Source organism: Bradyrhizobium sp. USDA 3650, assembly GCF_054057395.1.
Map to the genome: position 1 here is coordinate 2638527 of NZ_JBSRZG010000001.1, position 13890 is coordinate 2652416.

Annotated in this window: 10 protein-coding genes, 3 pseudogenes and 1 other annotated feature; of the genes and pseudogenes, 7 read left to right on the forward strand and 6 right to left on the reverse strand. The window is 57.1% G+C overall.

The annotated features are described in order from the left end of the window. Positions 1 to 68: 68 nt before the first annotated feature. A pseudogene (locus ACVIN2_RS12305) lies at positions 69 to 1626 on the reverse strand (winged helix-turn-helix domain-containing protein). 166 nt (positions 1627 to 1792) lie between these two features. On the opposite strand from ACVIN2_RS12305, the gene ACVIN2_RS12310 reads away from it, so the two are divergent. Further along, positions 1793 to 2560: a hypothetical protein gene (locus ACVIN2_RS12310; RefSeq protein ID WP_456765802.1), complete on the forward strand. Its 768-nt coding sequence runs from the start codon at positions 1793 to 1795 to the stop codon at positions 2558 to 2560. Positions 2561 to 2615: 55 nt separating this feature from the next. Then, a complete protein-coding gene (locus ACVIN2_RS12315; protein WP_456765803.1) occupies positions 2616 to 2951 on the forward strand; it encodes a hypothetical protein in 336 nt (111 codons plus the stop codon). Positions 2952 to 3246: 295 nt separating this feature from the next. Here ACVIN2_RS12315 and ACVIN2_RS12320 read toward each other — a convergent pair. Beyond that, positions 3247 to 3680: pseudogene (locus tag ACVIN2_RS12320) on the reverse strand (IS3 family transposase); the annotation flags it as partial. Further along, positions 3451 to 3567 (reverse strand) — a sequence feature (AL1L pseudoknot). It overlaps the preceding pseudogene by 117 nt. 1155 nt (positions 3681 to 4835) lie before the next feature. Here ACVIN2_RS12320 and ACVIN2_RS12325 point away from each other — a divergent pair. After that, complete coding sequence (locus tag ACVIN2_RS12325) at positions 4836 to 5711, forward strand: hypothetical protein (RefSeq protein WP_456765804.1); 876 nt, start codon at positions 4836 to 4838, stop codon at positions 5709 to 5711. A gap of 269 nt (positions 5712 to 5980) precedes the next feature. Continuing rightward, entirely contained in the window at positions 5981 to 6172 is a 192-nt protein-coding gene (locus ACVIN2_RS12330) for a hypothetical protein (RefSeq protein ID WP_456765805.1), read from the forward strand. Between the two features lie 420 nt (positions 6173 to 6592). On the opposite strand, the gene ACVIN2_RS12335 is transcribed toward ACVIN2_RS12330, so the two are convergent. Together ACVIN2_RS12335 and ACVIN2_RS12340 are read right to left on the reverse strand one after the other, a co-directional pair. Beyond that, positions 6593 to 6970, reverse strand: coding sequence for a VanZ family protein (locus ACVIN2_RS12335; protein WP_456765806.1), 378 nt, complete (start codon positions 6968 to 6970; stop codon positions 6593 to 6595). A gap of 1436 nt (positions 6971 to 8406) precedes the next feature. Then, positions 8407 to 8739: pseudogene (locus tag ACVIN2_RS12340) on the reverse strand (transposase); the annotation flags it as partial. On the opposite strand from ACVIN2_RS12340, the gene ACVIN2_RS12345 reads away from it, so the two are divergent. After that, on the forward strand, positions 8683 to 8895 hold the full coding sequence (locus ACVIN2_RS12345; protein ID WP_456765807.1) for a hypothetical protein: 213 nt from the start codon (positions 8683 to 8685) through the stop codon (positions 8893 to 8895). The pseudogene ACVIN2_RS12340 and the gene ACVIN2_RS12345 sit on opposite strands and share 57 nt — an antisense overlap. 242 nt (positions 8896 to 9137) lie before the next feature. On the opposite strand, the gene ACVIN2_RS12350 is transcribed toward ACVIN2_RS12345, so the two are convergent. Next, on the reverse strand, positions 9138 to 10199 hold the full coding sequence (locus ACVIN2_RS12350; RefSeq protein WP_456765808.1) for a glycosyltransferase family 2 protein: 1062 nt from the start codon (positions 10197 to 10199) through the stop codon (positions 9138 to 9140). A gap of 178 nt (positions 10200 to 10377) precedes the next feature. On the opposite strand from ACVIN2_RS12350, the gene ACVIN2_RS12355 reads away from it, so the two are divergent. Both ACVIN2_RS12355 and ACVIN2_RS12360 read left to right on the forward strand, forming a co-directional pair. After that, on the forward strand, positions 10378 to 10899 hold the full coding sequence (locus tag ACVIN2_RS12355; protein WP_456769700.1) for a Hint domain-containing protein: 522 nt from the start codon (positions 10378 to 10380) through the stop codon (positions 10897 to 10899). A gap of 309 nt (positions 10900 to 11208) precedes the next feature. Continuing rightward, on the forward strand, positions 11209 to 11553 hold the full coding sequence (locus ACVIN2_RS12360) for a hypothetical protein (RefSeq protein ID WP_456765809.1): 345 nt from the start codon (positions 11209 to 11211) through the stop codon (positions 11551 to 11553). A gap of 1058 nt (positions 11554 to 12611) precedes the next feature. On the opposite strand, the gene ACVIN2_RS12365 is transcribed toward ACVIN2_RS12360, so the two are convergent. Further along, positions 12612 to 12830 carry a hypothetical protein gene (locus tag ACVIN2_RS12365; RefSeq protein WP_456765810.1) on the reverse strand — a complete coding sequence of 73 codons (219 nt, stop codon included), beginning with the start codon at positions 12828 to 12830 and terminating at the stop codon, positions 12612 to 12614. Positions 12831 to 13890: the final 1060 nt, after the last annotated feature.

A 13890-nucleotide genomic window follows, 5' to 3' on the forward strand; every position in this document is an offset into this window, starting at 1 on the left:
ATGTAGGACGTCATGTGAGGTCTCTCCTGCCGTCATCCGAGTATTACGGCTCAGGACCCATTCCGACATCACTCCTCCGATACCCCGGCCATGCTCAGCGCTTCATAATAGCGCTCGCGTTCGGCCAGATAGATCGGATCGTTGCTCGGGAGCTGGGCGCGCGCCCGGCGAATGGTGAAAGTCGGATTCAGAGCCAGCCCCGTGCGGGCTGCGCGCTTCGCCTCGTCTACCGCTCCAAGTCGCGCCAACGCCGCGGCGAGCCACAAATGCGCGAGCGGATGGTTCCGATTGGCCTCGACGCTACGGCGTAGCCAAAACACTGATTCCTCGTTAGCATCGAGGTGAAACGTCGCGATGCCCGCTATCATCAGCCAAAGACAGCCGAAGGGCCTCCTGTACACAGGCGTCGGTTTCCGCTGCATGGCCGATGTATACTTTGGCGAGACCGATCCAGGCGTGGGCATGGGCTAAATTGCGATTGAGCACTAGCGCCCGTTCACATTCAGCAATGCCCTGAGCGGCGCGGTTTGTTAAAACAAAAACAATGCCCAACCGGAGGTGTGCCAACGCGTGCTGCGGAGCCAGCGATAAAGCCCTATTTAAGGCAGCCTCAGCGGCGGCAAGGTGTGAGGCTGGGTCGTCAGTCAACAACGCGGCGACTATTGCCTCCTCTACACCCGCTCTGCCGACCAATGCCTCGACAAAGTCGGGATCTAGCGCCAGCGCCCGTTCAAAAAAGCCACGCGCCCGCGTCAAGTGCTCCGGCGTGGTCCCCCTGTTAAAGGAAGCAATGCCTTGGAAATACAGATCCATCGCGTCGATGCTTAGCGAGTGTTCGGCGCGCTTCGCCTCGGCTGTCACGAGCTCAGCATCCAGCGTATTGGCCAGGTGGGCGACGATTTCGTCCTCCATGTCGAACAGATCGGAGATCTGTTTTTCAAACCGTTCGGCCCAAAGGTGATTGCCGCTTTCGGCATCGACGAGCTGAACGTTTGTCCGAAGCCGGTTGCCACTTCGCTTGACGGAGCCTTGGAGGACATAACGAACGTTCAACTCGCGCCCGATCTGCTTGAAGTTGACCGTCTTCCCCTTATACGTGAATGCGATATGTCGGCCGATCACGAACGAGCCGCTGATGCGCGTGAGGTCTGTCGTGAGGCTCTCGGTCACGCCATCGACAAAATAATCCTGCTCAAGATCGCTGCCGACGTTTGCGAACGGCAGCACCACGATGGACAGACGCGGCGGCATAGGCGGGCTTGACGTCGTGTCGCTGTCTTGCGCTGCCGAACCAACAGGGTCGACCTTGCGCCTTTGGGCTTCCTGCACTGCACCAACAAAGCGGAAGCCTTTGCGAGGCAGTGTCTTGATCAGGCGCTGTTTCTCACCCGTGTCGCCGATTGCACACCGAGCACCATTGATGCGCGTCGTCAGCGCGGCATCCGAGACGATGCGACCGTTCCAAACGCCGGCGATGAGCTCGTCCTTGCTGACGACACGTTCCCTGTTGCGGATCAGATAGTTCAAAAGGTCGAAGACCTGTGGCGCAACAGAGATCGTCTCGGTTCCCTGCCGCAGCTCCCGCCGGTCCGTATCCAGCCTGAAGTCCGAAAAGGAGTAAAGCAAATGCGCCCTCCTACGGTACGATCGCACCCCGCGGAGCTGCGATGTAAGCAGACGGTAAGAAGAATGGAAGCCGGTTGTAAAGCGCTTCCTATAACCCCGGTGCATCCTCGTACGTGGCTGGAATGGTAGGAACTGCTGCCGATCCCGCGTCACGAGGGAGGGTACCATGAGGCGGACCGTTGTGCTGACGGGCGCTACCTGCTGCGAGACCGATTACCTCGCCGGGCAGGCGATTACCGCGAATTCATATCGATTGGCAGGTTGGGACGTCGCCGCAGCGACGCTCTTGCTCTGTGTCGTATGCGTTCTCGCCTCCGCGAACCGCGCTCACGCTCAATGCTCGGCGCGTGATGTGTTGCAGATGCAGTTGATGCTCAAGGCGACGCCCGTTGTCCCGACACGCATGGGTCCAGTAACGTCCGTTGCGGATGTTGCCGAATGGAAAACGATCAGCATCGGCACATTCCCACATCCGTTTGCTCTACTCACCGCACTGAGTGCGATTGGTTGCGGCGTCGGTAACTCGGCCGCTGAGGCTCTTGCTCGACCTGCGTTTACCGTTAGCGGCACCAGAACGGCGGTAACACTTCTGACAGTGACTGCGGCCGACCTGGGCCTCAAGGGTGAGACGGTGCCGTTGCGGCAAATCTACGAACTCGCGCAGCAACTGGGCTTTGGGCTTGCGCCGCCTGAAATCGCTCCGCAACTTAGACTTCAATATCTGGACCAGCCTGTAGGTGAGTTTCTCGTCATCGGGATGAACCCGATCCGCACTTGGACTGGTGAAGAGGTCATCTTGACCGTGGCAAATGGGGGAGCGGGCCTCATTCTCATCGGCCAGGATGGTCGCGCCGACGCGGAAATACCAATTACCTCCCGCTTCGTGTTCTTGCGTTTCTTGCCCATGACGCCAGCGGCGCTGATTCGAAACTGACTTTCCAAGATGGCTTTAGGTGACGAAATGCTGGTAATTAGAGCGATAAAAGCAGATGGCGGGTCCAATTTTTCTGCTACTGCTGTCGTCCACTGCGATACTTGCGCGAGATGATGGGCGCTATGCGAATTCCCCGCTGAAGCCCTGGTTTGAGGGCCTGCAAAGCGAATTCGGGAAGTGCTGTGAGGATTCTGACGCCTACGTAGTCTCCGAACCGAATTGGAAGTCCGATCACGGACAATATCGCGTTCGCATCGACGACGAATGGGTCCTCGTGCCAGACGGCGCTCTCATCAAGCAACCCAATCTCGCCGGCCGCACGATGGTCTGGAAGCACTACATCGATGGATATCCTCGTGTCCGCTGTTTCATCCCGGGCAGCATGACCTGAGACGTCGACCATAGTCTAATTCACCCTGCGCATAGAAGGTCGATGGTCCCACCCAACGAATGAGCGGTTGCTCAGTTTCGTTAAACAAGAGGCCGATCCCCTCTATTGTTTCGGCGCATGAATCCGAAAATGGGCCCTTTTCAGACATGGTGCCATGTCCGACTTAAGTCCGTTATCGGCACCAAGGCGGACGTCCGCCGTCCGCTCCATGTTTATGGGTTCACGCCCTAGTCAATTGTATCTGCATGGCGCGCTTGGCGTCGCGCGAAATCAGACGCTCGCAACCCGGCCGGGCTCTTCGCATCAGTCGCGACACCGTGCAACGGGCAACATCGAAGCCTTCGCGCTTGAGCTGCCGCCAGACCTTGCGCACGCCTTAGACGGAGAAATTTCCATCGAACACGCGGCCGAACCTCGATCTTCAACCTGACATCCTGCCTCGCGCGCGCCTTCAGCTTGGCGGGATCGCGCCGCTTCGCCACATGGGCGTGGTAGGTCGAGGGGCGACCGGCAAGACCTTGCAGATCGGCTCGACCCCATACGCCCCACGATGATCGCCGATGAAGGCGATCATGGCTTGGACCGGCGGTTGAGCTCCGCCATCGCAAAATAGGCGCTTGCCTTGCGCAGGATCTCGTTGGCCTGCCGAAGCTCGCGGTTCTCCCGTTCGAGCGCCTTCAGCTTCTCGGCCGTATCGGTCGGAACGCCGGTCCGCTGACCGCTATCGACCCCTGCCTTCTTGAAAACCCGGGGCGGTTCATTTTTCAGATCAACGTCCCTGCGAGCCCATTCTTTAGGAGCAAGAACCGGTAAGGAGGGCTGTCCAAAGGACCTCGAAGTGGACTTCAGCATATGCGCAAAAGGAAGCCCGAAGTATTGATCCAATCACTGGACTTCCGTAGTTTGCAAACACCCAGTCCCGCGTCTAAATAGCTATAAGCTTTTGCTCGGCGTCCGTCTGCAAGCCGCCCGTCGTTTATTGCGAACTACTGCCTTAGTGAGCACAGGTGGTCACGAGCAGCATGGCCCGGCTGCATTGCCAATCGGTTCCTAACATTGGTTCATAGACTCCACGAGGAGTACCGATAGCGATCGTAGTACCAGCCGCCATCAAAACAACGGCGGTCAGTTTGAGCATTCGATAGGTTGTCAATTTCCACTTCATTGCGCTTCCCCTCTAGTGGAGGTGCGCACGGTATGCTCGGTGATACCTGCCGCTCGTGAAGTACTTCACAATGCGTATCACACCTGCGTGCACCAGCAATCATGTTTGACGGAATGTCCCGCAGCCTGACTAGCAGTATTGCTATTCTGTTCGCATTTGGTAGTAATCACCGGCTGTTTCACTCTGCCAACTGCGTGCGGACGCTTGGTGGAGTCATGCTTTCCGAACGCAAAACCCAAACGTTTGAATTGTGTCCGGGTGAACCAGCGAAATTCGCCCCTCGATCTCGCAGCATGTTTTACGCCGCTTGCGCTCGCCCGCGCCACGCAGCTTGGCAACCGTCATGGCCCTGTCGAACTGCGCAACGGCGCCGAGATTTGCTGAATGAGCGCAGCCCTGGGCGCATCATCGACAAACTATCGGGCGAACGTGAAGCTGGCCCAGCGCTCCAGGATATTGTTGAACGCCTTATGGCCGCTGGATAGTATGGCGAGCTGCTTTAGTGAGCCTTCCTGACGTTTCGGAGATGTCCCCTCGCAGATAATTGAGGTGAGACGACAGGATTAAGTCTGAGGTAACAAACTGCGGCAATGACCGCTCGTTGCTTTGCAGAAGGCGGTCATCCTGCATCGATTGATTTATGTTAACGACAAGCGAAAGTATGGATGTTCATAGTTGAGCTAATCATCCGATAGAAAAGATCGCAGGCACACCGTGTCGTGGTCGACAAGCTGGAGGCTGCAATGAATCTCCAGGGGATAGCCGGAAGATTTTCCGAAGGTGACATACATTACGTGCTTGGTCGATTCCGGACTGTCCGTTTAGCCTACGGTGCTGCAAGACGGCTATTCGGGCGCGGCGTTTTGGCGGAGCAGAATGGAATTCCGACGCTCTTTCCCGATCGGAACATCTCCGAAATCGTTAAGACCATTTCCGAAGAAGCAGTGTTTGTGGGGTTAAATCTCCCGGCGTATATAGTGAGCGAAATTGACGCCTTTGCTCGCTCCGAGCCGCTTCACGCCAGCTACGACCCGAATGGCCCCACGTTCCGATATTCGGAAGTGACCCGAGGTAAAGCACCCGACGGTAGATCCGTGCCAGTCGCCGGTATTCACAAGCCGACCCGCTGTCCTGCCGTGCAAGCCATTGTCGATGATCCCGTATTGCAGGCCATCGTGCGGACTTACCTTGGGCACGAGCCTCGCAAGGTGATGACCATCATCAACTGGAGCTTTGCGGCGGACTTTTCCCAGGAGGAGCGCCGACGGCTGAAGCATCAGAACGTGCTTGACTATCATTATGACGTGGAGGGATACAACTTCGTATACGCCAACTTCTATATAACCGATAGCGACCGCAATTCCGGAGCGCATGTAATGATGAAGCGCTCACACAATCGCAAGCCGCTTCGTATGCTTCTTGGCTCGGCGTCGGCAAGCGAAGCAAGTGTGCGCAAGCAGTTTGGATTAGAAAACGAAGTCATCATCGAAGGCAAAGCAGGCACCGGCTTCGTTCAGGATACGTCATGTTACCACCGCGCTACTCCGCCGACCCAGCGCGACCGACTTATGCTTGCTGTTCGATTTATCAATTGAAGGCCGCTCGGCGTCGGAGTAGCTGAGCCGACGCAACCTTTCTCCTCACGTTGCAGTAACATTAACCTTGCCTCATTGCTGTCTGACGAATTCCGATCTACGGACCCGCCCAGCAACAGAAGGGGCATCGGGTGTGCTAGTAAGACAACGCAGTGCGGATTGCAGAGCAGCTTACGGTCGCCGAATTTTGTTTTCAGTTTCGAGAAATTCGTATAGAATTGAGGAGCTGCTTACGATTTTAATCGACTTCTATTTTTTGTGAGGCGCCAATGGATCTTTCCAACGAGCGTTTGCGACGCATTTCCGAGGAAAAGCAAAGACTGATCGATATTTTGCTGGAGGTAAAGCGGCTGCGCAAACTTGTTGCGGTAGCAGAGGCCGAAGCCCGAAACAGAGCTCGGCACGTGCGCAGGAAGAACATCAGGCTGGTCGCAGACGCGAACGTCACCGCTTCTCTTTAACCTCTTTCCCACCTGGCGCTCGCCGCTTGTGCCGCTGTATCGAGCTGGCTTGCGATCGCCCATGCGTTTTGAGATCAAACGGACGAGATCTTACAAGCGAAGTGATCTCGAAAATCGACGGCCTCAGGCGGTCGATATACAGGCGCTGTCAGCGCGTTCTGATGGCGAATACGGTATCTACGGCGATACTCAAATAGCGGAGCCGCATCAGCTGGCGAACTTGGGAGCATCTTGGAAGCAGCGCTTTAAACGGCGGTGATCCGGCCACCATCTAACATCGGCCCTCTCGGCTCCTTGTCGGGCTTAGCCAGGTCCATGGCCCGCCGAACGATGCCCGGGTCGCGCTTCTCGGTGCCCTTGATCTGGCGAGCTTCGTGGATTTCCTTTGCAGTTCTGAGATGGGCCTGATTTGGCGAGCTGCTATGGGGGACGCGGCAAGAACATGAGAACGACTTGTGCGATCGCTGCACCGACGATGCCGCTTAGGATTTTCTGGGCAGCGCTGAAGAGGGCGGGATAGCGATCAGGGCGAAGGATTTGCGACAGTTCGATTGCGAGTGATGTCACTATGAGAAAGCCGCAAACGAGCATCGGCCTTCCCGGCAGAAGGAGCGATAACATAGATCCTAAAAGGGCCCAGAGGCACAACCGCTCAATGAACATCACGCCGTCGTCGTGATGATGGCCGACGATCGCCGGCCAGCCTTTCAGCGCTGCCACTGCTGCGTACGTGGTCAGAGCAAGGCCCAGTCCCGTCACGACCTTGAGTTGCGGGTTCAAGCGCATACCGACAATCATACGCCGCATCGGCTTCCATGCGCCGTTCGAATTCGAACATCCTTAATCGGAAAGCAGGACTGTCCTAAATTCGGCCCGAAGGTAAATTGAAGCTGATTGGCATCGCGCGCAAACAGAGAAGTCGTCGCTGGTGTCCGCGGTCCGGATTGACGAGCAGACGCGCGTGGCGTCGCTGCGAGGCGGGCTCACAGCTTTGGCACTCGCGCGCCGGCGTCTGGCATCGTGAGCGTCCCAAAGGACTTTTTAGACTATCAGGCGAAACTTGAACTGTTGGGGACCATGTCGCTAAGATGGTTGTCGGGGCGCCCCTGAGGAGGAGCGCTCCAATATGACTGGTCCTCGTACCGCGTTTGTTGTTTTCACGGTCGTCTTTGCCATTACCGTCGTCTTTGCCGTAATCACGACATCTCGGTATCTCGCCGCCATGCACTCAAAATCTCCAAGGACGGTAGCTTCGGCCCGGCAAGCTCTGGTCTGACGCAGTGGTGGAGCGCGGCCGGAAGCGAATGATCCGCGCGGTTGCCGTTATCGCGCTCGCTACATGCCTTTCGGCTTGTTCGCGTGAGGAACACGTCATGAACTTGGCAAATGCATGCGCCGCAAAAATGTACTCGCCTTTTGATCCGAAGAACTTCGACCAATGCGTCGACGCCTGCCTCAAATGCAATCACGGCGTGATGACGACGTGCTCGACGTCTTGTCGGCTAAAGGGAGTTCGCTGAATGCAGTGAACATCAAAGAGCGATGGAATTGAAGGCTACCGGTTACGCACTTCTTGTCCGACCGGTCTTTGATCGGCGTTTTCGCTGAGTGCACAGCTGTCCAAAGCGCTGAGCGGTCGGGCTATTCGTTCGACGCGCTTGCGAAACGCATCCGTTCGGGATGATGCTTAATCACCCAGCTATCGTGGATGCAGGCACCGTGAGCGGAGGGTTCCATTCCGCAGCCTCAGAACGGCCTTCAGACCAGAAGTTGCTCTGCCCGAAGTAACCATGACGTCTTACCTTAATCTCACCTCGCTGTTGCAGGGTCGCGCATGCAAGCTGCGTTCACGCGCTCGCCGTGACGAACATTCGGCCAGAATTGCAATCGCGAGCACGAAGCCGCCGCGATAGTTTATAGGTTGGCTGGAAAGAGCCGGCCGCTCATTCCTGTGTATTCTCAGGAAGTGGCGAACCGCATTATATGGCAGAGCTTGCCGTCATCCTGCTTATCTTCGGTGCGGGGTTTGCCGTGGGCTACGGCATTCGCGAACATATTTCTCGAAGTCGACGTGAGCGCTCAAGGCGTTTCAGGTCGCCGGACCGTTAGGCAGCTTGGAGGTAGGCCAAGCAGGCGTGATCAGCGGGCAGCCATGCTTCAACCCCGCCTTAGGCTGTGTTTCGACATGGAATAAGGACCCCGCTTTTGGGGTGATCGGCATCCAATCGAGGCTCTCACGCATATTCGATGATCGTGATTGTTTTTAAGGCGCCGCCAATCAGCCTAGCCTGAAGCAGATCGAGCTTAGCGCGCCCGTACATCTGCCGTTTCACCAGCTTGAGCTCGGTGATCTGGGCTTCCACTTGGCCGTTGGACCATGGTTGCGAAATAGCGGCGTGCACCGCGCCCTTATCGTTGGCGATACCATTCTCGAACGAGGCAATGAGGCTCCGCTTGGAATCATCAATCCAAGGTTCGAGCTCCATCGCGGCCTTCCTTCGGATCATCGCGTGGAAGCGGCCAACGAGAGCTTGGGCATCGGCCAGCATAGAAACGTTTTGTTCGATGACGGCACCGTCACCACTGACCTGATGTCAGGCGAGTACAGCAACCCGATCAGGGTGATCGCCTTCACCGCCGGGCGCTGGTCGAAGGATGTCTCGGAAGACATCCTCGCGCTCTGCGGCAAGGAGTTGCGGCCGGTGCCGCTGAGCCTGCGCTAGACTAATCTGGCGCGTCTGCTGCGCGGCCAGCCGGACGGCATGTTCGTCGCGCCGTTCGAGGCCGCGGAGCTCGGGCCAGAGCTGTTCGGCGCTGCCTGCCGCATCAGCCCGGAGGGCCTAGTCTCAAAACGACGCGACCGGCGCTATGGTGCCGGACGGTCGAAGGACTGGATCAAGGTAAGACTCGGACGCACCCTGCGATGACGCGCGTGATGGACGCGCACAAATAAAAGCACGATCCACTATCGCTGTGAGCGACCACCGCCCTCAGCGGTGTGAAATCGTGGTTGGCCTGTTTCTCCTCGTATACCCGCTAATAGGCCTTTCGCGGCCGCCTGGAAGTTTCTAGGCGAGCGCGCGAACAAATACATCATCGCTTGGATGCTTCCAAACAGACTCGCCAGCAACACGTATCGGGGCCAGTGCATCCGAACGAACGTGAGATTATTGCGGCTTTCGAGGTAAACTGAAAGGTAGGATCTTTCTGCTCGACGACGGGCCGATCCGATCGTCGTGCCCCCTTTGTGCGGTACGATCGAATCCTGCGCATACCCGAGGCCGTGCTTCTTGGCTCGTTTTGACCAATCGGCGTCCTCGTAGAAGAGGAAGAACCGTTCATCCATGGGGCCGATGTCCTCAAGGCACCGCCTCGAGACGTACATCGATCCACCGGAGATGCAATCGAGATCAGCCTCTATCGACTTGAGGTCCACAGGGGCGTAGACGGGCTCGCCATGGCCAATCAACGCAAGATCAGCGCGAAGCCTCCGCCATCGATGACCGGCGCGGCAATACACAGTCGCGCAGTGAACATCAGGCACGATCGTGCTGCCCACCATCCCCTTGTTGCCAGCCGAAGAGCGCTCAACCAGAGCCTTCAAAGCGTTCGGTTCGGGCTCTGAGTCCGGGTTGAGCACCCATACCCCGTCCCATTCCGGGTTTGGCAACACGCGATGAATCCAGACGTTGGTGCCTCCGGCGTAACCCAAATTTTGCGCTGCGCAGCCAACCCACACTCGTGTGTTGCGTCCCTTTAGTGCCAACCGGGCGATTTCCATCTGTCCCGAAGCAACGGCCGGCGGTGCTTCCGGGGGCGGATCCGAGCCTCTGGTGCACGCCCCTCCCGGCCCGATCAGTTTGTCGCACAGCAGAGCAAATGCCCCGTCTCCGCCGTTCTCGCAAATGAAAACGTCAAAGCGCGGTTCAACCGCTGAACGCGATAGTGCGGCGAGGCAAGCCCGTACGTCTTCAGGATTGCGGAAGCCGACGATGGTGATCCCGATGCGGCATCGATCCAGGTCCATTTACCCCCACTCAAAAACTCAAACCAGAATTAACTGATGCAGTATGGCCGAATCCAACGGGTGCAAAAAGAGCGTCTTTGCATCTAGCTTCAGCGCCACCACACCCCCCACCGTCATCGGCCAGACAAAACGGCCACGGTCTGGCGAAGTCGCCGTCGAGAGTCTGAAACGCGGCGGCATGGTGCTCTGCAGCGACGGGCAGATCATGCCTATCAGCTGGATTGGACGGCAGACTGTGTCCACAGTATCCGGCGACAAGGAACGCGTTCTTTCGATCCGCGTCAAGGCCGGCGCTCTCGGTCCAAATATGCCGTGGCGTGACCTGCTCGTCTCACCAGATCACGCCTTACTTGTTGACGATGTTCTTATCCAAGCAGGCGCAATTGTGAATGCGCCACAGAACGGCACCCACGAAGCGATGACCTTGCCGTATTCACCGTGCTTGGCGAGGAGCTGTTCCACCTGGTCCGTCGTGCTGGCTCCGACAAACTCGGGACCCAGCGCCTTAAGTTTCCCTCTCACGGGCACGATGCTATTCTGCTCCTGCACGTGCTCGATGCGGCGCTGTAACAACTGGTCCTCGTACCGGCGCAGCCGTTCCAGCCTCCACAGCTTGTCGATCAAGCGAGCCACCAGGTGCTCCTCGGTGGGACGGCTCGGCGACCATTCTATCCGGGTTTCGGCAACAAGCCGTCCATAGTCGCGACGGCTCTCATGCGGTAGCAACACTGCGCGCGCGTACGCGCCGTGCTTGAGCGCGCTTTCCGATTTGGGGCGGAATTTCTTGGCTGACGTTCTCTTCGCTGACATTGCAATTTTCCTCAGGAGTTCCCGGTCCCCATCAGAACCACGCAACCTCGCTCAGCTCGCCCGCGCGATCTAGCCCTCGGTCGCGTTTTTCAACAGTTTCATTCGAGCACCCGAGCTTGACCCAGCATTCGGGCGGTTCAGAATCGGGTTGCGCGGCAAAGGCCGATCGCGCCAATCTGCCGACGAAAACCGCTCGACGATGCTGCATATCAACAAGATCGCAAAATCACTCGATGACCGACTCCGGAGTCTCGCCAGTCTCCGCAGGCAATTGGAAGCGTTGGTTCAAAGGGCGCAAACTGATGCAACGGCAACGATCGAGGTTGTCGCTTCCGCGGCCGCGCTTGATCAGCGTTGCATCGCCTCGATCAAGCAAAGTATCGAGCTCTATCATATGCTCGCGCTCGACTTTCATTGGATGGTGCAATTAAGGGCCGTAGCAAATCTCGTCAACGCGCAGACCCGCATCGCAGCGGAGCATCAGGTGATCGCTGCAATGACCGAGCGCCTTCTCAAAAGCCCCGGCGGAACACAACTCGATTGACCAAGTTCCAGTCGGGCGATGTGCTTGAGCCTTACGCGCCAGCAAAGCTCCGATGTCGGCCTACAAACGTGGCTCGCGCATATTTCGACCTTCCACGGCGTGAGGCCAATCGTAAGCGGGGTCGATCGCGCCAGAGGCGACAATTTGCTGCTCGTATTTGAGGGGGTCCTTTGCGTCAGGAAACACGATCCTCACACGTCCATCACGGAAGCCGACAGAAAAATACCGAAGCGTTTGCTCCGGTGAAATGCCGCCTCAAACAAAAAATTTTCAGAGAGGCGCCGCGTTTGATTGAGCTGCGGCGGCCGCTTTTGTTCGGGCAAAACAGTGGTTCATAGGGTGGTGGTAGCCGACGTTAGGAGCCAGCATCCATGACCGAAGACACGTCTTCTACGGGGACTTCAGGAGGAACTATGGAACGCTGCTCGGAGCGTTCCTGTATCTCCGTTCCATTAGCGCCGCTCGTGGTCGTCCTTGGTTTTGGACTGGCCTAATTTCGATCGCTTGTACCGCGGCGATGTCTTGGCTTGGAAAGCACGGTCTGTCTTGGTGGGTCGGCGGATAGTGCTCGCACAAGTGGACCCGGAAGCACATTATTGCGTGGATGGCTCGGATCAGGGGCTAAGAACCTGACCTGGGAGCTGCGATGACTCTCCCTGCAACGGCAACTCCAGTATCGGCTACGCCCCAATCGCAAGCCGAAAGTTCGCCGATCAATCGAACGCCACCAAAGTCACATGATCCGCCACGATCGTGAGGCTATCTGCTTATCGAACTGTGGGACATCAACGTCCTCGGTTCTGACGAGTGTGCAATCGTCGCACCTGAACAATCGGCATTCTGCATGGTCACCCAAGTATCTCATTGGCCGCAAACAAAGCTCGCAGCCCCGTGGCAGATGATGGCCGCGGCGCCGATCCCGCCTGCGAGTTCTCGTCATTCTAGGAGCCGATTCAATAACGTCCTGCGCATCCTGAACGACATCGGATCAGACGAGATGTCAGCTACCCCTTACTTTTTCTGCCGTAGAAGGTCCTGCCAGATTTCCTTTGCCGCGCTTACTCTCTGCAAGCCAGTTGCAGCTCTATGAGCGCTATCCTTTGCAAGGCGGCGGCTTCGCGTTCACCTCCACCTGCGGTACGCAGGATAGATTCTGCAAGAAGATTGACATGAAGCGAATGCACAGGCTCCGGCAAGGTCGCTACTGCCGCCTTCAGAGCGGAGGTCATCACCTCAATCACATCGGGCGAAAAGGCCGCATTGGCAAAGCTCTGCATAAAATTGCTCTGCTCGCTCCAACCCGCTCTCTACAACGCCGGGAAAACCTGGCAGTTCCCTATGGGGCGTCACGCGAGTTGAAAGCACGGCATCGAGTATGTCCTCGCTTACGACATCGCAGAGCGGTGCCAGTCGGAGGTATGTGTTAGACACCAACGCGCCTTAACGCTCGGCGTAACGATGTTATCTTGACTTCTCGGGAACTTTGCAGTGTCACCAATCAAGTTTCTTGCTCTCCCACTTATCCTTCTGACTGCTCAAGAAGCATCCGCCGGCGATTGGGAGGTGTTTGGTCGTAAGGCACGCATGTCGATGATGGATGCTGTTCCTATCATAGCCGGCGCTTGTGCCAGCAATATCGAAACACTCCAACCTCTCACTCCTGTCGAAAATCTGGGCAGGCGCATTTGTACGCGAGCAGACGGCTCATCGCTCGAAGTTTGGTTCAGATGCGGAAAGTTATTCGCAGCGTTCGTTCGTAAGAAGAGCGTAAGGCACGCATGTCGATGATGGATGCTGTTCCTATCATAGCCGGCGCTTGTGCCAGCAATATCGAAACACTCCAACCTCTCACTCCTGTCGAAAATCTGGGCAGGCGCATTTGTACGCGAGCAGACGGCTCATCGCTCGAAGTTTGGTTCAGATGCGGAAAGTTATTCGCAGCGTTCGTTCGTAAGAAGATCGAGGGCGGCAATGCCGCTACTGGAACCGTCTTGCAGGACTGCGGTAGGCAAACCAACATCGAAACTTTGGATGAGCGTCGGATTAGTCTGAGCTGCGATGGAAATGGCTCGGTGACGATCGAATTTCCTCAGGTCGGAGAACGATTATCGCTGACTCGGAACTATTACGCTTTGTCGGGTCCTACTTGCCCTTGATGCAAGACATGCTATCCCACACCGCGCGCGGGTGGCGCACACCGGGCAATCGCTTGTTAGCAACTGTCCAGCAAGAGGGGCACGCTTAGATGACACAATACACTGAGTTTGAGCGCCTGGTCCGTGAGCGCTCCGGCAGCGATGGAAATGGCTCGGTGACGATCGAATTTCCTCAGGTCGG